Here is a 21,229-nt window from a genome sequence, read left to right as displayed (position 1 = left end):
CAGCTCTCCGCGCTTACAGCATCGGGGTTTGTGCCGGAACGGCAAGGGCATCGTTCTCGACCACGTGCACCTTGGTATCGTTGCTCAGGCGAACCTGACCCGACAGCACGATTTGATCGCCAGCCTTGATGCCGGACAGCACATGGACATCGTTGCCGCGACGCTCACCTGCCTTGACCACCACCTGCTTGGCGCGTTTCACGCCGTCAGCCTCGTGAATGACGTAGACGTTCTCGCCATAGAGGGTGAAGGAGATGGCGGACTGCGGGATCACTATCTGGTCTTTCACCGTGGGCAGTATGATGCTGGCGCGGGCGAACATGCCGGAACGGAGCTGGCCGTCGTTGTTCGGAATGTCTGCCTGCACCTGGATCAGGCCGCTCTGATAGTTGACCGCGGGCTCGATGGCTGTGATTTGGCCGTCAAACTGGGTCTGGGGATAGGCATCCACGTTGATCTTGATGGTTTGTCCCAAGGTGATTTTGGAGATGTCGGTCTGGGGCACGGTGAAGCGCAGGCGCATCACGCTGGTGTCTTCCAGGCGCACGATCTCGGTACCGGGCTCCAGATACTGGCCGAGGAAGACGTTGCGCAGGCCCACGGCGCCGCTGAAGGGGGCACGCACCTCACGACGGGCGATGGTGGCCTTCAGACTGTCTATGTCCGCCTCGAGGGAGCGGTAGCTTGCCTCGGCATCATCCAGCTGGTCCCGGGAGATGGAGTTCTTCTGATAGAGGTTCTTGTAGCGCTCGAACTTGGCCCTGGCTGCCGGCAGCCTGGCCTGGGAAGAGTTCAGATTGGCTTTTTCCACACTGGAGTCCAGGCTCAGCAGCAGTTGATCCGCTTTGACATGTGCCCCGGATTCGAACCGGATGCTGTCGATGGTGCCTGACAGCTCGCTGGAGAGGGTGACCCCCTGGTTCGGCTCGATGAAGCCGATGGCTTCAATGGTGGGGACCCAGTCCTGCGCCTTGGTGACCATGGCGGTGACCGGGAACTCGGGCTCGGGCCGATTGGCCATGAACTCTGCAATCTTCTTCTGCTTGAACATATTGAAGCCGATGACACTGCCAAACAGGGCGAGTGCTATCAGCAACATGATGGCCATCCACTTTTTCATGAACAGGCTCCTGTGATGGAAACATTAGGGTTTAAAATGGCATTCCAGCTGGCCCGGATGACCGTCTCCAGCTGTTCCTGCGTCAATTCGAAATCGTGAACCCGGCGCTGCTGTGCCAGGTTGGCCACGCAATCCAGACTCAATGCTTGCAACACCAGAATGGGGAGATCGATGAAGAGTCCCTGTTGGCGTCCTTGCTCAAAGAAGCGCTCAAGTGGCGCCCACGTCGCCATTATGACCGGATCCCGCTCCAATTCAGCCCCCAATGGAGAACTTTCGTACTGCAATTTGCACTTGAGTGCATTGGGGTAGCTGGTGAAGATGGCATCGATGTTGAGCCAGAGGCGTCGATACTGCTTATAGGACACCTCTTCTATCTGCACACCTTCCATGACCAGGGGATGACACTTGAGGATAGTGTGCTGATAGAGCTGGCGGATCAGGTCATCCTTGTCGCTGAAATAGCGATAGATGGTGCCTGCCGCCACCTTGGCTTTCTTGGCGACCACGGCAATGGAAAGGCCGTAGAAGCCCTGCTCGCCGAGGATCTCGTGAGCTGCTTCGAAAATGCGTTCTTTCTTATCCATGGTTATCAGAGGTCAACGACTGAATGAACGTTCATTCATTCTAGGTGGGCGCAAAGGCAAGTCAAGCATTGCCCATCATCTCTGACCCTATGGGGTGAGGGATTCAAAAAGTAGTGGGGAATTGCTGGATCCAGCCTGAACAAAACAAAAATAGTTGAAAAGGGTCGGAAGTGATTGAAAAACAGGCACTTGATTCTTTGTGTCAAAAAAAGAGTAGACAAGGTCGGCATCATCATCAATAATGCGCCCCGTTCGACAGCGTAGCGCCCGTAGCTCAGCTGGATAGAGCGCTGCCCTCCGGAGGCAGAGGTCACAGGTTCGAATCCTGTCGGGCGCACCATCAAAAGTGCGCCGGTTAAACGGGCGTGTTGAAGAACGAAAACAGCTGTGGTGGCTGTAGCTCAGTTGGTAGAGTCCCGGATTGTGATTCCGGTTGTCGTGGGTTCGAGCCCCATCAGCCACCCCATTTTACAGCTTGTCAGGTACGCGAAGGTGGCGGAATTGGTAGACGCGCTAGCTTCAGGTGTTAGTGCCCCCCGGGTGTGAGGGTTCGAGTCCCTCTCTTCGCACCATACTTGCTGTATGACGAGGATGACCAGATGGTCATCTTTGTGTTTTTAGAATACCCCTCGGTGATTAGCGCAGCCCGGTAGCGCATCTGGTTTGGGACCAGAGGGTCAAAGGTTCGAATCCTTTATCACCGACCACATTTGAAAACCCCGCTCAGGCGGGGTTTTTGCTTTTTGGCGTTTCTCTTCCGCTTTTTCCTGTCACGTCTTTTTACACTTCTTCAGGCGCCTGTTCGCCACGAGTTCGGTATGCTGGGCCCGGAGCCGCGAGACAGGGGACGCTCGGGCACGGACCAGATACAAGGCCTATGCATCACCATATCACTTCTCTTCAACTCTCCGTGCTGGCCATGGCCGCACTGCTGCTGGGTGGTTGCGCCCTGCAGCCGAAACCGGAAGATCTTCTGATGGGCGCCGCCCCCAAGCCAAAGGCCGAACTCGAGGCCACCTTGGTAACCAGTGGTGGCTTCTGCGTGACCCTGAGCGAGCAGGGCCGTCTGCTGACCCAGCCCTGCGATCAGCAACCGAACCAGTCATTCAGCTGGGATGTCGGCGCCCTGCAACTGGCCGGGGATTGCCTGGTCGCCAGAGGGGAAGATGGTCTGGGGATGGAGGTGTGCCGGGAGGAGAGCCATCAATGGCAGTGGCAGGGGGATCGTCTGTTTAATCGGCAGGTGTCGCTGTGCCTGGATGTGGCGGGTCGCCGTCATAAGCCGGCCGTCCCCCTGCGCCTCGCCGAATGCTATGGCGGCGCCAACCAGAGCTTTGAGTGGACGCCATCCGGCACGCTGTTGAACCGTCTGATGCACCCGGCACTGGCGTGGTGACAAGAGAGCGAGAAACAAAAAGGGTGGCCACATGGGCCACCCTTTTTCGATCCGCGATGGGGATGCCTAATCAGCGGGTCTGGGAGGCGAACAGTTTCTCCAGATAGACGGCAACGCCATCTTCATCGGAAGTGAGGGTCTGTTCGTGCTCTGGCAGGGCCAGTTTGAGGCGATCGTGGGCGTTGCCCATGACCACACCACGGCCCACCATGCTCAGCATCTCGAAGTCGTTCATGCCATCGCCGAAGGCCACGGCCTGTGACATCTCCAGGCCGTGCTGCTCCAGCACGGCGCGCACGGCATTACCCTTGTGCACACCGGCATGCATCACCTCGAGGCAGTCAGGCAGGGAGAAGGTGACGTTGAGTCGATCACCATATTGCTGGTTGAGGTGCGCCTCTATCTTCAGCAGCTTGTCGTGGTCGCCGATGTAGAACACCTTGTTGACCCTGTCCATCGGGTGGCTGGCGAGATCCGCCAGACGGTAGCTGAAGCCGGAGTCGTGATGGAACTTCAGCAACCAGGGCAGCTCCTCTTCCACCAGCCACTCGTCGCCGTAGTAGACGTTGATGTGGATGGACGGGTCGCGTTCCATGGCGATCAGCTCGGCCGCCACCGTGCTCGGTAGCGCCTGGTTGTAGACCAGTTGATCCTGCTTGTCGTGAACCACGGCGCCGTTGGAGGTAATGAGGTAGATATCCAGCCCCAGCGCATCGCGGATGCTGCGCACATCCACATGGTGACGGCCGGTGGCGACCACGAACTTGACGCCCTGGTCGACCAGGCGGTGCAGGGTATCCCGGGTGCGGGAGGAGATCTGGTGCTGCCCGTTGAGCAGGGTACCATCGAGATCGGACACAACTACCTTGAACATCATTACCTCGACTTCAATTGAACGCCGAGGGAGTGTACCCCAGCGTCTGCCGTCACCCCATTTATTTAGGGATCCAAAAAATAACCAGCCCCTTCTGGTTGCGTCAGTAGCGCGCGAAGAAGGCCAGGGTTGCATTGAGCGCGGCCTGGCGCTGGGGATCCGCCTCGATGAAGAGCTCGTGCCAGGCCCCTTCGATACGCAGCGGCTTGCTCCCTTCACATTGGGCCTTGGCGCAGAAGGCCTCCTGGGCGGCGTTGTCCACCACGCTGTCCTCGCCGGCCTGCAGCAGCAGCAGCGGCGTCTTGATGGCGCGGGCGTCGGCCACGACCGCGTCCGATCCTGTGATGGCCTGATGGATCCAGTGGGCGGTGGCGCCCCCCAGCCTGACCTGGGGATGCTGTTCGTAGATCTGGCGGAAGGCCTGATAACGCGCCGTGCTGTGGGTCAGCTCGTTGTCGGCAAAGCCGTGATCCTCATAGGGTCCCTGACCCGGGCCGTAGGGGGGCTCGCCCACCCAGCCGCCGACCGTGCCGATGGTGGCCGCCAACCCCTTGGCCAGCCACTTGGGCAGGCCGCCGAGGTTGATGCCCATCATGGGGGAGGAGAGCACCGCCGCCTGGATGTCGTTCGGCCAGCGTTCCAGATAACGGGCCGAGATGGCCCCCCCCATGGAGTGGGCCAGCAGGAACAGCTTGGCGGGTTGGTCCTGGGCGATCACTTCGTCATGAAACTGTTTGAGATCGGCGACATAGTCGTCGAACTGGTCGACATACCCCTTCTCTTTGTCGACCAGCATGCGGTCTGACATTCCCTGGCCGCGATGATCGATGAGGTAGAGGCTGTAACCCTGACGCCAGAGATCCCAGGCCAGCTCCTGATACTTGAGGTAGCTCTCGACCCGGCCGTTGACGATGAGGATGGCGCGATCGATCTTGGGCTGGCGCAGGGCGGCATAGCGGAGGGTGACCCCGTCCTTGCCCTTGAACTCCCCCTCGACGGCATGCTGGCGCCAGAAGTCGGGCAGGGTCTGCTGATAGAGGGCGGGGACGTCGGCTTCAGTGGTCAGCTGGTAAGGATTGCTCACGGCAAGGGCTCCGGCAGAAAACAGGGTCAGGGCCAGCAGGGGCAGGTGGTTAAGCTTCATCAGTGTACTCTTCCGAAGGATCATCCGATTGTTGGGCGGCCCATCCTTTGCGGGTCAGCTGCATCTGCTGCCACCAGCGTTCGTCCGCCAGGATCTCGCCGGTCGGGCCGAGCTGGGGGTAGGGCATCTCTTTCTCCTTGCAGAGCTGGGCATAGACGGGATAGCCCCCCTCGAACAAGATTGTGTTCTGTTCTTCGGGTGTGAGTGGGCAGCCGCGCTGATAACAGCCGGCCAGTTCGCGCTGGCGCTGGGCCTCGTAAAGGATGGCGGCGGCAGCCACCGAGACGTTGAGGGACTGCACCATGCCTACCATGGGGATGACGATATGGTGATCGGCCAGGGCCAGCGCCTCTTCGCCGATGCCGTGCTTCTCCTGGCCCACCAGGATGGCGGTGGGTCTGGTGTAGTCGATGGCGCGAAAGTCCACGGAGCTGTCGGAGAGGTGGGTCGCCAGGATCTGCATGCCGGAGGCCTTGAGTTCGGTCACCGCGCTGCCGATGTCCGGGTGCAGCTTCACGTCCACCCAGTTCTGGCTGCCGCGGGCGGTGCCCTTGCGCTTGTGGATCCAGCTCTTGGGCCAGACCGCGTGCACCCGGTGGATGCCGATGGCATCGGCAGTGCGCACGATGGCGGCCAGGTTGTGAGGTTTATGAACCTCTTCCATGCAGACGGTCAGGTCGAGCTGGCGCTGGGCCAGCATGTCGGAAATGCGTTTGAAGCGTTCAGGAGTCATGTCGGTTTCTATGTCGTGAGGCCGGTGCATGCAACAAGGCTGGTGGCTTGCGGCATGGGGCCCTGGGTATCTCTTGAAAAGCAGCAGGCGGCTTGCGCCGCCTGTGTTCAGTTTTTCTGTCGGCTCACCCTGAGCACGTTGGGCATGACCCGGATCTTGCGCATGATGTTGGCGAGGTGGATCCGGCTCTTGGTGGTGATGAGCAGGGTGACCACATAGACCCGGCCATCTTTCTCCTCAGTGCTGATGGCGTGGATGTTGGCGCCGGTGGCGGCAATCACGTTGGCCAGCTCCGCCAGGGCGCCCTGGTGATTGACGATCTCGATGCTGATGCCGGTGCGGAATTCCTGCTCCTGCTCCTTGTCCACCTCCCACTGCACCGGCAGGTATTTGTCCGGTTCGCGGCTGTAGCCCTTGATGTTGCGGCAGGACTCCTGGTGGATCACCAGTCCCTTGCCCGGGCTGATGTGGGCAATGATGGCGTCCCCCGGGATGGGGCGGCAGCAGTTGGCGAAGGTGACCAGCATGCCGTCGGCCCCCTTGATCGGCATCTTCTTGCTGGTGGATTTGGGCTGCTCTTCCGGCGGCAGTTCATCTCCCAGCATGCGGCGTGCCACCATGACGCTCATGGCGTTGCCAAGGCCCACGTCGGCCAGCAGCCCCTGCAGGTTCTCGTGTTTGGTATCGGCCAGCACCTGCTTGACGCGGGCTTCCGGGATGTCTTCGATGTTCTTGGCGCCGAGGGCATGGTTGAGCAGGCGGCGGCCCAGCACCACGGACTCTTCGGTGCGCAGGTTCTTGAGGAACTGACGTATCTTGGAGCGCGCCTTGGTGGTCACCACGAAGTTGAGCCAGGCCGCGTTCGGGCGGGCGCCGGGGGCCGTGATGATCTCCACCGTCTGACCGGAGTGCAGCGGGCTGCTCAGCGGATAGGGGTGGCGGTCGACCCGGGAACCGACGCAGGCATGACCGATGTCTGTGTGCACCGTGTAGGCGAAGTCCACCGGGGTGGCGCCGGCGGGCAGCTCCATGATGCGGCCCTCCGGTGTGAAGACGTAGATCTCGTCGGGGAAGAGGTCGGTCTTGACTCCCTCGATGAACTCGAAGGAGCTGCCGGCGCTCTGTTGCAGCTCCAGCAGGCTCTGCATCCAGCGCTGGGCGCGGATCTGGGCCGTGGTGCCCGAGCTGTCCCCATCCTGCTTGTAGGCCCAGTGGGCGGCGACGCCCTTGTCGGCCATCTGGTCCATGAACTCGGTGCGGATCTGCACCTCCACCGGTACCCCGTGGGGGCCCACCAGGGAGGTGTGCAGGGACTGGTAGCCGTTGGTCTTGGGGATGGCGATGTAGTCCTTGAAGCGACCGGGGCGCGGCTTGTAGAGGCTGTGCATCTGCCCAAGCACTCGGTAGCAGGTGTCTATGTCTTTCACTCTCACTCTGAAAGCATAGATATCCATCACTTCGTGGAATTGCAGTTCTTTCTTCTCCATCTTGTTGTAGATGGAGAATAGGTTCTTCTCGCGTCCGCTCACCTGGGCATCGATACCGGCTTCCCGCAGACGCCCCTCAATCTCGCTCTGGATGGAGTCGATGATCTCGCGCCGGTTGCCACGGGCGCGGCGCACCGATTCCCGCAGTACCCGGGAGCGCATGGGGTAGAGCGCCTCGAAGCCGAGCTCTTCCAGCTCGTTCTTCATGGTGTGAATACCGAGGCGGTTGGCGATGGGGGCGAAAATCTCGAGGGTTTCCCGGGCGATGCGGCGGCGCTTGTCCGGTCGCAAGGAGCCGAGGGTACGCATGTTGTGAGTGCGGTCGGCCAGCTTGATCAGGATGACCCGGATGTCCTGGGTCATGGCCATCATCATCTTGCGGAAGTTCTCGACCTGCGCTTCCTTGCGATCGCGGAATTTGAGCTTGTCGAGCTTGGAGACACCGGAGACCAGCTCGGCGACGGCGTTGCCAAACTGCTCGGCCAGGTCGTCCTTGGTGACAGGGGTATCTTCGATGACGTCGTGCAGCACGGCAGCCATCAGGGTCTCGTGATCGAGGCGCATGTCGCCTAGGATGCGGGCCACGGCAACGGGATGAGTGATGTAGGGTTCACCACTGGAACGCATCTGTCCCTGGTGAGCATCACGGGCTACCACATAGGCTTGCCTGAGCTTCTCAACCTGCTCGGGTGGCAGGTAGGAACTGGCTATTTCTTTAAGATTTTCAAATAAATACAAGACAGTCCCCGCAGCGGTTAAACGGCAATCCGTGAAATTGAGGGTATGCCCTCGAGTTTGCGAGGTTTTCGAGCGGTTGTAAATGGGGAGAACAGCCGGCACCCGGGCGGGCGCCGACTATGGGAAGCGACTGACTTAGCCGCGACCTTCTGCGATGGCAGCAACGGCAGCCAGCTCGGCGGCTTCCTGCTCTTGCTGCTCGTAGCGGTCCTGAGTATCCATCACCTGGTTGTTGACCAGACCCAGTTCGATCTCGCGCAGGGCGATCACGGTCGGCTTGTCGTTCTCTTCGTCGACCAGGGGATCCTTGCCTTGTACCGCGATTTGACGAGCGCGGCGCGCGGCGACCAGCACCAGGTCAAAACGGTTACCTACCTGTTTTACAGCATCTTCTACAGTAACGCGGGCCATGCGGGACTCCAGTGTTTGGGCTTTCTGTGATTGAAAAAGCGGTGTTTAAAAATGACGCAAAAGTTTACTTGTTTTTGGCTTACTCTGCCAGTAGCTGTTTCAGCAAGTTTTGCTGGGCCTGCTGTTGCTGACGCATTTCCAGGCGCTGGCACTCTATGATGGCCCTGAGCTGGAACAGTGCCTGATCAAAGTCTTCATTGATGATGACATAGTCATACTCGTCGTAGTGCACCATTTCGGCAATGGCTTTCTCCATCCGGCCCTTGATCACCTCGGCGCTGTCCTGGCCGCGGCCGATCAGGCGGCGCTCCAGCTCCTCGCGGCTGGGGGGCAGGATGAAGATGGACTTGGTCGGCATCAGTTCGCGGATCTGGCGGGCACCCTGCCAGTCGATGTCGAGGAAGACGTCGATGCCCTGCGCCAGACAGGCCTCGATGGCGGCGCGGGAAGTGCCGTAGTAGTTGCCGAAGACTTCTGCCCACTCCAGAAAGTCACCGCGCTCGATCAGCGCCTTGAACTCTTCCACTTTGACGAAGTGGTAGTGCACCCCGTGCTCTTCACCGGGACGGGTGGCGCGGGTGGTGTGGGAGACCGAGAGTTGCATCTTGCCGGCGGCGTTGTGCTGGGTCAGCAAGGCATTGAGCAGACTGGACTTACCGGCCCCGCTCGGGGAAGAGATGATATAGAGAGTGCCTTGTTGCGCCATGTCTGTACCTTTAAGCGATGATCCGCGCTTTGGTTGTAGCAGAGGCCGCCGTCTTGTGCCCGATAAGGGAGACGGTTGCTCGCAATGCGCGGAGGAATCAGAGTCAGGAGGATGTAAAGGCGGCGAATGTTAGCAGATGGGGGCGGATAAAAAAACGGCCGGAATCATATTCCAGCCGATCAAAATATCCGTAGCTTGCTGTGCGGGCGTTACCCGCATAGAGGGCCATTCTGCCCACGGAGCCGGGGCCGGGCCATCAGATTATCCCTGCGCCAGGGCTCGGAATTTCCGAGTTGCCCTGGGTCGGTAGAAGATGCTTGTCGGTACAGAGGCGGTCGAAGGCGGCGATGACCCGCTCGCGGCTTATCTTGGCCATGGCGTCCGGATCCTTGAGGCGGGTGCGCCAGCCGAGCTCGGCCAGCGGCTTGCCGGTCTCCTGCTCAATCAGTTCCTGATAGACGCTGACCAGATAATCCCGGCACAGATAGGGGCCGGTACGGGCGGGGTTGTGGTGGGCGTAGAGGCCGATCACGGGTGTTCCCACCAGGGTGGCCATGTGGGCAGGGCCGGTATCCGGGGCCAGCACCAGGCTCGCCTCGCCAATCAGCGCCAGCAATTGCTTGAGGCTGGTCTGCCCCACCAAATCTGCCGGCTTGCTCTGGCTGAGGCGCTGGATCTCGGCGGCGAGATCCCGCTCCAGCTTGGCCGGTCCGCCGCACAGATAGACCTGAAAGCCCTTGTCTGCGGCGTGATCCGCCAGCGCGGCATAGCCGGCGGCAGTCCAATTCTTGAATGCCTTGCTGGCAGCGGCGCAGATGAGCAGGGTCGGCTTGCCGCCAATTTTCTCCTTCGCCCAGGCCTGGTGCTCGGCGCTGATGGGCAGTTGCCAGTCCGGGGTCAGATCCTTTATCCCGAGCTCTTTGGCGAAGGCGAGAAAGCCGTCCAGGACGTGGGGGGAGGCGGGTGAGGGGACCCGATGGTTGGTGAACAGCCACTGACCGTCGCTGGCGCGCTCCCGATCAAACCCGAGTTTGACCTTGGCCTTGATGCCGAGGGTGGCGATGCTGGCGCGCATGGCGGCCTGCAGGTGAAGCAGGGCATCGAACCTGCGCCCCTTGAGGGTCTGCCAGAGATCGCGATAGCCGCGCCACCCCTTGCTCTTGTCGAAGGGAATGACCTCGACCCCCGGCAGATCGGCGAACAGGGTCGCCTCAATCTTGCCGGTGATCCAGGTGATGCGGGTCTGGGGCCACTCCCGCTGGATGACGCGCACCAGCGCCAGCGCGTGGCAGCAATCTCCGATGGCGGAGAGCCGCAGGATGCAGATGGAGGAGGGCGGCGTTTGGAACAGCGGCATGATGTGGCGCAACGATGGCAAAATGGATGGATGGCATTATGCAAACTCCCCTGTGGATTGTAAAATTGCGCCGGTTGCCCGACCGGCACGGCTTTCTGAATGGAGGCCCTGCACCCACTATCGACCGGAATTCTCATCATGCTGACACACACCACCCACAACCAGGTCTGCTGGTATGCCGACGGAGTCTTCCGCGATCCTTCCCCTGCCTTGTTCGATCCTGTCTGGTGGCAGACCCATCGCCAGGTGGTGGGCTCTTCCATCGGCCGCGGGGTGACCTGGTTCGTGAAGGATGAGTCCCGTCACTTGGTGCTGCGTCACTACTACCGTGGCGGCATGGTGGGCAAGCTGGTGCGTGACCGGTTCTGGTTTGAAGGGGTGGAGAGCAGCCGGGCCATGGCTGAATATCGTCTGCTGGCGACCCTGAGTGAACAGGGGCTGCCGGTGCCGCGCCCCTTTGCGGCCCGCATGGTCAAGCAGGGGCCCTTCTATCGGGCCGACATCCTGATCGAGCGCATTCGCGGCGCCAAGGATCTGGTGGCCCTGCTCAAGCAGGGGCCGATCGCCGGTGAGGTGTGGCACAAGATAGGCAAAACGGTGCGCCAGTTGCACGATGCAGGGGTCTATCATGCGGATCTCAACAGCCACAACCTGCTGCTCGACAAGGAGGGCAAGGTGTGGGTGATCGACTTCGACAAAGGAGCCATCCGCTCCCCCGGCAACTGGCAGCAGGCCAACCTGGAGCGGTTGCTGCGCTCCTTCAACAAGGAGTCGCAACTGCACACCAGCTTCCACTTCGTGCCGGAAAACTGGCAGGCCCTGATGGCAGGCTATCAGGGCAAGGTGGCGTGACGTCGAGCTTCACTTCGTATCTGGAGGCTGGCAAGCCCTGATGGCGGACCACCGGGGGCGAGAGGTGCGAGGCCAGCGATGCTGGCGCGGTTGCTCGGCGCCAGCACCAATGTTACTTATTGAGTGTGATTGCTTGGACAGATATTCAGATCCGGTTTCGAGGCGCGTGATGGAAAGGTATGAGACTCCCGGGGTTGAGGTCACCACTCCCCTTGAGGTGACGCTGATGGCACAGGCCATGGCGATGTTGGAGGCCGGGATCTGGACCTGGTCGGCCGGGCAGGGTCTGAGGCGGGACCCTTCCTGTCTGCAACTGCTGGGTCTGGAGGGGGGCGAGCTGGGAGATCTCGGCTGGCTGGATCGGGTACATCCGGATGATGCTCCCCGTCTGGCAGAGGCCCTGGAGGCCTGTCAGCAAGGGCGCAGCAACGGGCTTCGACTCGAGTACCGCATCCTGCACCATCAGGGCCATTACATCCGGCTGGAGGAGCGGGTCCGTCGCGACGAAGGGGGTCAACTGCTGGGGGTGGTTCGCCATCTGGATGCCGCCATGGCGCCCCTGGAGGATCGCCATGACACGGATCCCCTCACCGGCCTCGAGAGCCGCAGCCACTTCGAGCTGTTGCTGGATGAACGGCTGGCCAGCGAGAGCGGCAGTTTCTGTCTGCTGCAGTTCAGCGTGGATCACCGCAGCAAGATCCTGCAGTTGTTCGGGGAGGCGGCCTGCGACGCCATGCTGGCCAAGCTGGCCCGCATCGTGCGCCGCGAGCTGCGCCGGGAAGATCCTTTCGCTCGTTGGGACGAAGACGGCTTCATCCTGATGCTCTCCCAGACCGATCGGTTGAGCGGCCTGGAGATTGCCGAGCGGCTGCGTCTTGAGATCGCCGACGCCAGCCTGCTGCCCCAGCGCCCGGTGACCGTGAGCATCGGCCTGGTGCAGAGCCAGAGTGCCGAGCAGCTCGATCACCTGCTGGCCCGGTTGGCCTCCTGCCACGGTCAGGCGAAGCGGGAACACAACGCCGTGGTCGGCTGACGGCCAGTCACTGTCCGCGTACCCATTGACGCCGATGGACCCATCAGCGTCAATGGTTTTCAGTCAGCGCTCACTGACCTGCTGACGCTGGCAGACCCAGAGAGAAGCCAGCATCAGCAGGGCGCCCAGACCGAGCCTGAGCAGGTCGGTATCCTTTCCCCAGAGCACCAGATTGACCAGCAGACCCGCGGGGATCAAGGCGTTGTTCATGATGGCCAGCACGCCGCTGCTGACCAGGGTCGCCCCCTTGTTCCACAGGAAGTAGCCGAGCCCGGATGCCCCGACCCCCAGCCAGAAGAGGATGCCCCATTGCAGGGAGCTGGCGGGATATTGAGGTTTGCCCAGCAGCCACCAGGCGGGCAGGGCGATCACCAGGGCGCCCAGATAGAAGCAGCCGAACATCGCCAGCTGGGGCGGCTGCTCAGCCTCCCGGGCCAGCAGCACCTTGTAGCCTACCTGGCCCAGAGCGAAGCAGACGTTGGCGCCCTGCACCACCAGGAATCCCAGTACATAGTTTTCGGTCAGGCCGTCGAAACGGATGACGGCCGCCCCCAGCACCGCCAGCAGGGCCCCCCACAGATAGACAGGCTTGAAGCGCCCTTCCAGCAGGTCGTGGATCAGGGTGACATAGATGGGGGTGAAGATGGTGAACACCAGCACTTCCGGTACCGTCAAGAGCAGGAAGGAGTGGTAGTAGAAGAGATACATGATGCCGAGCTGGATGGCACCGAGGGCCATCAGCTTGGCCACCAGATCGGGGCGCAGCCAGCGACGGCGCAGGAAGGGCAGAAACACCAGGCTGGCGAGCACGATGCGGGTCAGTACCGAGAAGTAGGCATCCACCTGACCGGCAAGGTAGACCCCGATCAGGCTGAAGGAGAAGGACCAGAGCAGGGTAACCCCTATCAAGTAGTTCATGTGATTGAATTGTCGTCAGTTGTCAATTTGGAGGGCGCTATGATGGCCGAGTTGGAAGGCGCGATCCAGCGTTTATGGGAAGGGTTGTCACAGATCGGAGCATTTGCCTTCGAGGCGAGCAACGGGGCCGGATCCGCCACCGACTGGTGCGGTCGCGGGGAGGGGGCCGTGGTGGTGACCGATCACCATGGGGGGTGGCTGTATGCCGAGACGGGTCGCTACACCACGCCCCATGGCCGGGAGCTGACCATGCACAACCGCTTCTGGTGGCAGCGCACCGCACGGGGGATCATGCTCTCCCACCTGCGCTACGAGCAGCCGGTGATGTTGTTCGAGCTGTTGCCCCGGGGGGACGGGCACTGGGTCACGGCCGAGCCTCACCTGTGCGGGCAGGATCACTACAGCGCCGAGCTGACCGAAACCGGCGGGGGCTTCCTGCTCGCCTGGCAGATAACGGGGCCGCGCAAGAACGAGCGGTTGAGTTATCGCTACGGACCAGAGGCGCAGAGATAAAAAAACCGGCGCAGGGCGCCGGTAGAGGGGACAAATCGGAGGTTTTGTTAAAACGGTCCCAAAAACAGGAGAGATACACTCTCGTCACACACGCAGAGAGGGTCTTCAGGCATTCAGTGCATAGTTCAGCATGGCTTGCAGCTTGCTGTCGAAGAACCAGGGCAGCAGCACCATCAGCAGACCCAGCACCCCGGCCAGCCGGTGGCGATACTGCCAGCCGGCTATCAGTACCAGACCGCCGCAGAGGGTGGTCAGGATGCCTGACATAGGGCTGCCTCCCGCTGTTGGCGGCGCTGCTGTGCCCACTGGTTGAGGGCGACCGAACCCAGGATCAGGGCCAGCGCCACGCCCGTGGTGGACTGGATCTGCTCGCCGAGGAACAGGGCTCCCAGCATGACGCCGAACAGCGGCACCAGGTAGTTGCTGAAGGAGGCGAAGGTCGGGCCCGCTTTCTGGATCAGCGCCATGTAGAGGAAGTAGACCAGGCCGGTACAGAAGATCCCCAGCATGGCGACGGCGCCCATGGCCTGCTGGCTCGGCAGGGTGAGGGTGCTCAGGTCGGCCACGAAGGGCGCGGCCAGCAGCAGCTGGATGGCTGAGGAGATCAGGATGTTGCGGGCCACGACCACAGGATGGTCCTTGGCAAAGCGCTTGATCATCAGCAGGCCGATGGCGAAGCAGCTGGCACCGAACAGGATGGCCATGGCACCGAGCAGGCCGGCATTCATGCCGCTGGTCAGCTTGGGCCAGAACAGCACCAGCACGCCGATGAAGCCGATGATCACGGAGACGAGGCCGCCCTTGGTGATTCTTTCACCAGAAATAAACAAAGGAGCCGCCAGAATGGTCACAAAGGGGATACAACCCATGACCACGGCCGCGATGGCGCTGTCCACGTACTGTTGTCCCCAGGCCACCATGATGAAGGGGATGGTGGCGTCGAGCAGGGCGATCAGCATATAGGTTCGCCAGGGCGTGTGTTCACTCTTGAGGCGCATGAACAGGCAGAGCAGACCCAGGGTCAGGCTGCCGCACAGGGCGCGTCCGGCGGCCACCATGATGGGGGGCAGTTCAGCCACGGCCTGGTGCATGAAAATGAACTGGGAGCCCCACAACAGGCCGATCGCCAGCAACAACAGATAGCTACGCATTTGAATCTCCGATGTAATTCGCCTGCGCATTCTATGCAATCTGCTACTATGCCAAAAATGAATTGTCGTCATTCAACTATGGCCAATATCGATGGAACTGCCCCTCTCCCGCCTCGACCTCAACCTGCTCACCGTGTTCGACATGCTGATGCAGGAGCGCAACGTCACTCGCGCCGCCGAACTGCTACACCTCTCCCAGTCCACCGTCAGCCATGCGCTGGGGCGCTTGCGCCAGGCGCTGGATGATCCCCTTTTCGTGATGAGTCGGCGCGAGATGATGCCGACCGAGCGGGCCAAGGCACTGGCCAGCCCGGTACGTCAGGCGCTGGCCATGCTGGAGCAGGGGCTGCGGCAGGCGAAGGGGTTCGATCCCGCCAGTGCCCAGCGAGTGTTTCGCATCGCCACCCCGGGCTCGGTGGAGCACGGCCTGGTGCCGGTGCTGGTGGAGTGGATGGTGCAGCAGGCTCCCCACTGCCGACTGGAAGTGTGCGAGCTGGCGGACAGCGACTACGAGCGGGAGCTGGAGAAGGGGGAACTGGATCTGGTGATCGGGTTTGCCGGTGCCAACCACCTCTCGCCCCGGTTGTGGCGCGAGGAGTGGTTCAGCAATCCGCTGGTCTGTTTGTCGCCCCTCGGCAGCGCCCTGCCCGACATGCTGGGGCCGGGAGAACTGGTCAGCCGCCCCCATATCCACACCTCCAGCTGGGGCCACAGCCAGGCCATGGTGGATCTCTGGCTGGCCCGTTTCGGGGTGGAGCGGGAGCTGGGGGTCAGGCTGCCGAGCTTTATGGCGGTACCGCCGCTGATGGCGACCGGCCGCTACCTGGTGGTGGTGCCCGAGATGATCGGGCGCCACTTCTGTCGCCACTATCCGTTGCGACTGCACCAGCTGGAACCCGCCATCCCCATCGTCTATCTGATGGCGGGCCACCCGCTCAGTGCCCATGACGAGGCGATCGGCTGGTTCAAGGGGCTGTTGCACCGGCTGGCGAGGGAGCGCTACGGCGCGGATGCGCTCGGCTATCCCGCGCCGCAGGGGGCAGATCACGCCAATCCGGAGAAGTAGTCCAGCCCCATCGCCCCCTTCACCTCGGCCAGCACCTCGTCGGTGAGGGCCCGGGCCTGCTCGGTGCCCTGCTGCAACAGGCGCAGCAGCTGACGCTTGTCGGCGATGGCCGCCTCGCGCCGCTCCCGCATCGGGGCAAGCAGGGCCTGCAGGCAGTCGTTGAGTACCTGCTTGCAGCGCATGTCCCCCAGACCGCCGCGCTGGTAGTGGGCTTTCATCTCGGCCACCAGGGCCTTGTCAGGGTGGAAGGCATCCAGATAGGCGAACACCGTATTGCCCTCCACCTGACCCGGATCGCTCACCTTGAGGTGATTGGGGTCGGTATACATGGCGAACACCGCCTGCCTGATCTCGTCGCTCGACATGCCGAGTTCGATGGTGTTGCCAAGGGACTTTGACATCTTGGCCTTGCCGTCGATGCCGGGCAGGCGGCCGGTGTCGCTCAGGATGGGCTGGCACTCGGTCAGCACCTCTTTGCCCACCAGGGTGTTGAAGCGGCGCACTATCTCGTTGGTCTGCTCCAGCATGGGCAGCTGATCCTCGCCCACCGGCACGTGAGTGGCACGAAAGGCGGTGATGTCGGCGGCCTGGCTGACCGGATAGACGAGGAAGCCGGCGGGCAGGCTGCGCTCGAACCCTTTCTGCTGGATTTCGGCCTTGACGGTGGGGTTGCGCTCCAGCCGTGCGACGCTGACCAGGTTGAGGTAGTAGGTCGTGAGTTCGGCGAGGGCGGGCAGGGCGCTCTGCAGGCAGAAGGTGGTCTTGGCCGGGTCGAGGCCGGCGGCCAGGTAGTCGGCCATTACCTCCAGCACGTGATCGGTCACCTTGGCCGGGTTGTGGCCGTTGTCGGTCAGCGCCTGCAGATCGGCGATCATGACGAACTGGCGGTAATGGTGCTGGGCGGCCACGCGCTGGCGCAGGGAGCCGACGTAATGGCCGATGTGCAGTTTGCCGGTGGGGCGGTCACCGGTCAGGATCACGGGGTTGTGCATGTCACTCTCTCCAGTTGGGTGAGCCGGGAGGCGACAAAGGGATGAAAACAATGACCGCCTCTCGGCGGTCACGGTGTTTTCTTTTGGAAATTTTACATAGAAAAGCAGTGCCGCCTGTTTAGAAGCAGCACCACCAGTAGTTGTGATTGAATGAGGTCATATTCATGGCAAATCACACTACGCCTGTTCGATCACTTCTGCAAGGGCACGACCAGCATGTCGCAGGGCACGGTATTCATCAGCTGGCGTGCGCTCGAGGTGAGCAGGCTCCAGAAGCTCTGGCGATGGCCGCACACCAGCAGGTCGATCTGGTAGTCCTTGACCGCCTGGTTGACCCGCTCGCTCAGATCGCCGCAGATCACCAGCTTCTTCTCGATGGGGTAGTCCACCGAGGCGAGGAAGGCTTCCAGCTTCTCCTTCGCTTCGGCGATCACCTGGTCCTGCACGTTGTCGATGTCGATGTCGATCATCTCGGTGTAGAGATCCTTGAGGTCCACATCCACATGGATCACCGACAGCTTGGCGCCGTTGGAGCGGGCCCGGTCGACCGCCTTCTCGATCACCTTGCGGTTGTCTTCCGACAGGTCGATCGCGGCCAGTACGTGTTTGTAATAGGTTCCATTCATGGGAGTTCTCCTCACTGATCCTGGGTCCACTATACCAATGTCTGCTGAAACTAAAACGGCATCGTCGCCACAGTTTCAGGATTTGCCTGACCCCGAACCGGAAGGCGTAGAGGTGCAGGTGGCCGGGGAGTGCATATTTTGAACAGGAGTTTGACACCGGTCACAGGCGTGCTATTGCCCCCGGGAAGGTGGGGGAATAGGATGTGCCCGTGCTTCGCAATGAACACAAAACAACAAAAAGCATCTGAATACCGCTTTGGGGAGCCTCGCGCTCCCTTTTGTTTTTCTGCCCTCTTCCAGCCCATATCCCGTCCGACATCAAGGTAATCCCGCCCTCCTTGGTTATGCTGTAGCCAGTTCCCTTGGCAAAACGGCCAGGGCTCCTCACCTGCAACCGGGTGACGCTGTCATGGCCGTTTCTCATGTCCCACCGATGCACCGGAGAGTCCTTCATGATCATTCATCCCCAGATCCAGGGTTGTGTTGCCCGCAATTGCCACCCCATGGGTTGTCGCGCCGCCGTGCTGCAACAGATCGAACAGGTGCGGGCGGCGGGGCCGTTCAACGGGCCGAAACGGGTGCTGGTGCTGGGGGCATCGTCCGGTTTCGGGCTGGCGTCCCGGGTCGCGCTCACCTTCGGCGCCGGGGCCGATACCCTGGGCGTCTCGTTCGAGCGGGGTCCCTCCGACAAGGGGCTCGGCAGTGCTGGCTGGTACAACAACATCTGGTTTCGTCAGGCGGCGGAGCAAGCCGGTCGCATCGCCGTCAACCTGATCGGGGATGCCTTCTCCGACACCATGCGCCAGCAGGCCATCGACGTCATCCGCCAGCAGCTCGGGCAGGTGGATCTGGTGGTCTATTCGCTGGCGAGCGGAGTCAGGGTGATGCCGGATGGCACACAGGTACGCTCGGTGCTCAAGACCACAGGCCAGCCGCTGCAAGGCTGGGGGCTGGATCTGGAGCACGATGCGCTGGTGCAGCAGTCGCTGGTGCCAGCCACCCCGGAGGAGATCCGCGACACCGTCACCGTGATGGGGGGAGAGGACTGGCAGCGCTGGATGCAGGCATTGCAGCAGGCGGATTGCCTGGCCCCCGGCGCCCGGACCGTTGCCTACTCCTATATCGGCCCCGAGTCCACCTACCCCCTCTATCGGGACGGCACCATCGGCTATGCCAAGGAGCACCTGCACGCCACCGCCGAGACCATCAACCTGCAACTTGCCGGGATTGGCGGTCATGCCTGGGTGTCGGTCTGCAAGGCGCTGGTGACCAAGGCGAGCGTGTTTATTCCGGTGCTGCCTGTCTATCTGGGCCTGTTGATGGGGGTGATGAAGGAGCGTGGTGTCCACGAGGGCTGCATCGAGCAGATGCAGCGGCTGTTTGCCGACAAGATGTACGGGCCCAGAGGGGTCGTCGCCGATGGCAACCGGCTGATCCGGATGGATGACCACGAGCTTGAGCCAGCGGTGCAGGCCGCCGTCTCGGCACTCTGGCCCAAGGTGACGCCGGAGAACTTCCGCACCCTGGGGGATTTTGCCGGGTTGCGCCAGGAGTTCATGCAGCTCAACGGCTTCGAGCTGCCGGGGGTGGATTACGGTGCGCCGGTGAACGTGGCGTCACTCACTGAGCTGACGCCCTGACACCCGCACGAGGGGCATCAGGCGACGTTGCAGGCCAGTTCAGGGGAAAGGTGGGGAGACTGGGCCAGCACGGTCTGGTTGCGCCCCTGGCGCTTCGCCTGATACATGGCCATGTCGGCCCGATGAATGAGCTGGCTCAGGCTGTCATCCTGCGTCGAGCGTTCCGCCACCCCGATGCTGATGGTCATGTGGGGGGCGGCCAGGTAGGCGATCCGGCTTCTCAGCTGCTCCGCCAGCCGCCAGCAGGTGGCCCCGTCCTGGGTCATGGCCACCAGAAATTCTTCCCCGCCCCAGCGCCCGATCAATTGCTGGTCCGGTGCCCAGCTCTTGAGCTCCCTGGCCAACTGCCGGATAGCCTGATCCCCCGCCTGGTGACCATGCTTGTCGTTGATCTGCTTGAAGTGATCGATGTCGATGATGAGCAGGGTCAGGGGCGTTTCGTGCAGCCACTGTTGACCCAGTCTCTCCAGCAGGGCGCGCCGGTTTGGCAGCCCGGTCAGCTGATCGAAGGTGGCGAGCTTGTAGAGGTGGCGCGAGCTGCGGTGGAGCCTGCGGGTGGTGAGCCCGAGCAGGATCAAGGCGACGGCCAGCAGCACCAGCAGCAGCAATTGGTAGTAGCGGGCACTCTGCTGGTAGAGCAGTTGCTGGCGCTTGCTCTCGTTTTCCTGCTGCAACGCGCGATTGCTGGCCTCGCTGCGAGCCAGATCCATCTCGACCTGGAAGGCGGCTGCGTGCTGGCTCAGGGTCTGGTTGAAGTGCTGCTTGTAGTACTGCATGTAGCGGGTCATGGCCCCATAGGCCTCGGGGTAGCGGCCCAGATCGGCCAGCAACCTGGCCTGCATCGCCCGACCATCCATGGAGAGAGGGGCGGTGTGCTCCATCAGCAGTTGCAGGGCCAGCTGCTTCTCGCCACGACCCAGCAGGGTTCTTGCCCGGATCTCGGTCAGACGGGAGGCCGCCTGCGGGCTATCCAGCCTGTCATAGATGGCTTGTGCCTCCTCCAAGCTGCGCCAGGCTGAGTGCCAGTCCGCCCGTGCGTTGAACACCATGGCCTGGTAGCCGAGGACGATGGCGCGATAGTGGGGTGACAGGCTCGGCGTGGCCAGCAGGGTATCGAGCAACTGGCTGGCTCTGGCAGGCTGGCCCATGTCGATGTAGAGCCTGGCCATGTTGGCCCGGATGATGGCCTGGCTGTTGGGCTCGTTGAGCTGCACCATCTGGCCGAGGGCATCCTGATAATAGGTCTCGGCCTCACGGTAGAGATTGAGGTCCGCATAGAGGTTGCCGAGGGTCATCAGCAGACGGCCGCACTGCAAGGTGGAGAGGATGGAACCCGGCTCTTTCTGCTTGAGGTGATAGGCGGTCTTGAGCTCGAGGATCGCCTCTTTCATCTGCTGGGTACGGTAGAGGGCGAGCCCGTTGAGGGCATGCCACTCCGAGACCTGCCTGGGGTGATGCCGGACCGCTGGCCAGAGCTGGGTGAGCAGCTCGAGCGCCTGATCCGGCGTATCGGCATCCAGGGTCAGGGCAATCTGCTGCAACCGGAAGTCGAGCAGGCGAAGGGTCTCCTGCTGGGCATTGGCCAGACCGCGGGCGCGGGCATTGTCGCGCTGTGCCTGTGGATAGCGGCCAAGGGCTGCCTGGGCCAGGGACCTGGCGTAGAACAGTTCCATATCCTGCTGGGGACTGGCGTCGAGGCGCTGCAGATAGCCGACGGGATCGCGCGCCGCCTGCAATTCAGCCTCTTTCAGCAAGGAGGGAGCTGCCTGCAACTGGGTCATCCAGAGCAGCGCCAGTGCCATTATGAATCTCATTGAATCCTTTCCCCGACCAATGGCGCCATCATAATGGCTGATGTCACCTACACCATGTTTCTTTGCTTCTC

General features: G+C 61.9%; 21 protein-coding genes and 4 tRNA genes. 10 read left to right on the top strand and 15 right to left on the bottom strand.

Annotated features, from left to right (window positions below; all coding sequences use genetic code 11):
• Positions 1–13: 13 nt before the first annotated feature.
• Together C2U47_RS09955 and C2U47_RS09950 are read right to left on the bottom strand one after the other, a co-directional pair.
• Positions 14–1,120, bottom strand: a complete 1,107-nt coding sequence (locus C2U47_RS09955) for an efflux RND transporter periplasmic adaptor subunit (RefSeq protein ID WP_041212081.1) — start codon at positions 1,118–1,120, stop codon at positions 14–16.
• On the bottom strand, positions 1,117–1,707 hold the full coding sequence (locus C2U47_RS09950; RefSeq protein ID WP_010672311.1) for a TetR/AcrR family transcriptional regulator: 591 nt from the start codon (positions 1,705–1,707) through the stop codon (positions 1,117–1,119). Before C2U47_RS09950 ends, C2U47_RS09955 begins: the two co-directional genes overlap by 4 nt.
• 263 nt (positions 1,708–1,970) lie before the next feature.
• Here C2U47_RS09950 and C2U47_RS09945 point away from each other — a divergent pair.
• From C2U47_RS09945 to C2U47_RS09925, 5 genes are all read left to right on the top strand, one after another.
• A tRNA-Arg gene (locus C2U47_RS09945) sits at positions 1,971–2,047 on the top strand.
• A 50-nt stretch (positions 2,048–2,097) separates the two neighbouring features.
• Positions 2,098–2,173 (top strand) — tRNA-His (locus C2U47_RS09940).
• Positions 2,174–2,193: 20 nt separating this feature from the next.
• Positions 2,194–2,279, top strand: a tRNA-Leu gene (locus C2U47_RS09935).
• 58 nt (positions 2,280–2,337) lie between these two features.
• Positions 2,338–2,414: transfer RNA gene (locus tag C2U47_RS09930), tRNA-Pro, on the top strand.
• 170 nt (positions 2,415–2,584) lie between these two features.
• Positions 2,585–3,103 carry a ricin-type beta-trefoil lectin domain protein gene (locus tag C2U47_RS09925; RefSeq protein ID WP_043153707.1) on the top strand — a complete coding sequence of 173 codons (519 nt, stop codon included), beginning with the start codon at positions 2,585–2,587 and terminating at the stop codon, positions 3,101–3,103.
• 70 nt (positions 3,104–3,173) lie between these two features.
• Here the strand turns inward: C2U47_RS09925 and C2U47_RS09920 are convergent, their stop codons facing one another.
• The 7 genes from C2U47_RS09920 to C2U47_RS09885 all read right to left on the bottom strand — a co-directional run bounded on the left by C2U47_RS09920 (position 3,174) and on the right by C2U47_RS09885 (position 10,553).
• A complete protein-coding gene (locus tag C2U47_RS09920) occupies positions 3,174–3,977 on the bottom strand; it encodes a Cof-type HAD-IIB family hydrolase (protein WP_102949268.1) in 804 nt (267 codons plus the stop codon).
• 103 nt (positions 3,978–4,080) lie between these two features.
• Positions 4,081–5,121, bottom strand: a complete 1,041-nt coding sequence (locus tag C2U47_RS09915; protein ID WP_102948987.1) for an alpha/beta fold hydrolase — start codon at positions 5,119–5,121, stop codon at positions 4,081–4,083.
• Positions 5,111–5,854: a tRNA (guanosine(18)-2'-O)-methyltransferase TrmH gene (gene trmH, locus C2U47_RS09910; protein WP_180911303.1), complete on the bottom strand. Its 744-nt coding sequence runs from the start codon at positions 5,852–5,854 to the stop codon at positions 5,111–5,113. Before trmH ends, C2U47_RS09915 begins: the two co-directional genes overlap by 11 nt.
• A gap of 107 nt (positions 5,855–5,961) precedes the next feature.
• A complete protein-coding gene (gene spoT, locus C2U47_RS09905) occupies positions 5,962–8,079 on the bottom strand; it encodes a bifunctional GTP diphosphokinase/guanosine-3',5'-bis pyrophosphate 3'-pyrophosphohydrolase (RefSeq protein ID WP_039040667.1) in 2,118 nt (705 codons plus the stop codon).
• Between the two features lie 135 nt (positions 8,080–8,214).
• Positions 8,215–8,490: a DNA-directed RNA polymerase subunit omega gene (gene rpoZ / locus C2U47_RS09900; RefSeq protein WP_005307060.1), complete on the bottom strand. Its 276-nt coding sequence runs from the start codon at positions 8,488–8,490 to the stop codon at positions 8,215–8,217.
• Between the two features lie 79 nt (positions 8,491–8,569).
• The gene (gene gmk / locus C2U47_RS09895; protein ID WP_045522661.1) at positions 8,570–9,196 is read right to left on the bottom strand and encodes a guanylate kinase; all 627 of its coding nucleotides are present in this window, start codon (positions 9,194–9,196) and stop codon (positions 8,570–8,572) included.
• Positions 9,197–9,452: 256 nt separating this feature from the next.
• Positions 9,453–10,553 carry a glycosyltransferase family 9 protein gene (locus C2U47_RS09885; RefSeq protein WP_102949269.1) on the bottom strand — a complete coding sequence of 367 codons (1,101 nt, stop codon included), beginning with the start codon at positions 10,551–10,553 and terminating at the stop codon, positions 9,453–9,455.
• 138 nt (positions 10,554–10,691) lie between these two features.
• On the opposite strand from C2U47_RS09885, the gene C2U47_RS09880 reads away from it, so the two are divergent.
• Both C2U47_RS09880 and C2U47_RS09875 read left to right on the top strand, forming a co-directional pair.
• Positions 10,692–11,405 carry a 3-deoxy-D-manno-octulosonic acid kinase gene (locus tag C2U47_RS09880; protein WP_010672321.1) on the top strand — a complete coding sequence of 238 codons (714 nt, stop codon included), beginning with the start codon at positions 10,692–10,694 and terminating at the stop codon, positions 11,403–11,405.
• A gap of 169 nt (positions 11,406–11,574) precedes the next feature.
• Complete coding sequence (locus C2U47_RS09875; RefSeq protein WP_039040669.1) at positions 11,575–12,438, top strand: GGDEF domain-containing protein; 864 nt, start codon at positions 11,575–11,577, stop codon at positions 12,436–12,438.
• Positions 12,439–12,501: 63 nt separating this feature from the next.
• On the opposite strand, the gene C2U47_RS09870 is transcribed toward C2U47_RS09875, so the two are convergent.
• Positions 12,502–13,356, bottom strand: a complete 855-nt coding sequence (locus C2U47_RS09870; protein WP_102948989.1) for a carboxylate/amino acid/amine transporter — start codon at positions 13,354–13,356, stop codon at positions 12,502–12,504.
• Positions 13,357–13,398: 42 nt separating this feature from the next.
• Here C2U47_RS09870 and C2U47_RS09865 point away from each other — a divergent pair, with 42 nt between their 5' ends.
• The gene (locus C2U47_RS09865; RefSeq protein ID WP_102949270.1) at positions 13,399–13,869 is read left to right on the top strand and encodes a DUF6314 family protein; all 471 of its coding nucleotides are present in this window, start codon (positions 13,399–13,401) and stop codon (positions 13,867–13,869) included.
• 105 nt (positions 13,870–13,974) lie between these two features.
• Here C2U47_RS09865 and C2U47_RS09860 read toward each other — a convergent pair whose 3' ends face one another.
• Together C2U47_RS09860 and C2U47_RS09855 are read right to left on the bottom strand one after the other, a co-directional pair.
• A complete protein-coding gene (locus C2U47_RS09860; protein WP_010672325.1) occupies positions 13,975–14,136 on the bottom strand; it encodes a hypothetical protein in 162 nt (53 codons plus the stop codon).
• Entirely contained in the window at positions 14,121–15,020 is a 900-nt protein-coding gene (locus C2U47_RS09855) for a DMT family transporter (protein WP_045522666.1), read from the bottom strand. The genes C2U47_RS09860 and C2U47_RS09855 overlap by 16 nt, the downstream gene beginning before the upstream one ends.
• A 91-nt stretch (positions 15,021–15,111) precedes the next feature.
• Here C2U47_RS09855 and C2U47_RS09850 point away from each other — a divergent pair, with 91 nt between their 5' ends.
• Positions 15,112–16,086: a LysR family transcriptional regulator gene (locus C2U47_RS09850; RefSeq protein ID WP_103261622.1), complete on the top strand. Its 975-nt coding sequence runs from the start codon at positions 15,112–15,114 to the stop codon at positions 16,084–16,086.
• On the opposite strand, the gene trpS is transcribed toward C2U47_RS09850, so the two are convergent.
• The gene (trpS, locus tag C2U47_RS09845; RefSeq protein ID WP_049637079.1) at positions 16,065–17,078 is read right to left on the bottom strand and encodes a tryptophan--tRNA ligase; all 1,014 of its coding nucleotides are present in this window, start codon (positions 17,076–17,078) and stop codon (positions 16,065–16,067) included. The genes C2U47_RS09850 and trpS overlap by 22 nt on opposite strands.
• Before the next feature lie 191 nt (positions 17,079–17,269).
• Positions 17,270–17,704: a universal stress protein gene (locus C2U47_RS09840; protein ID WP_010672329.1), complete on the bottom strand. Its 435-nt coding sequence runs from the start codon at positions 17,702–17,704 to the stop codon at positions 17,270–17,272.
• Between the two features lie 452 nt (positions 17,705–18,156).
• Between C2U47_RS09840 and fabV the strand changes: the two genes are divergently transcribed.
• The gene (gene fabV / locus C2U47_RS09830) at positions 18,157–19,344 is read left to right on the top strand and encodes an enoyl-ACP reductase FabV (RefSeq protein ID WP_049637077.1); all 1,188 of its coding nucleotides are present in this window, start codon (positions 18,157–18,159) and stop codon (positions 19,342–19,344) included.
• Positions 19,345–19,361: 17 nt separating this feature from the next.
• Here fabV and C2U47_RS09825 read toward each other — a convergent pair whose 3' ends face one another.
• Positions 19,362–21,146 carry a GGDEF domain-containing protein gene (locus C2U47_RS09825; RefSeq protein ID WP_049637076.1) on the bottom strand — a complete coding sequence of 595 codons (1,785 nt, stop codon included), beginning with the start codon at positions 21,144–21,146 and terminating at the stop codon, positions 19,362–19,364.
• Positions 21,147–21,229 lie beyond the last annotated feature (83 nt).

This window comes from Aeromonas sp. ASNIH7 (genome assembly GCF_002903485.1).
Classification (GTDB): Bacteria; Pseudomonadota; Gammaproteobacteria; order Enterobacterales; family Aeromonadaceae; genus Aeromonas; species Aeromonas caviae.
Note: the sequence above shows the minus strand (reverse complement) of the source record. Positions and strands in the feature narration are given on the sequence as shown.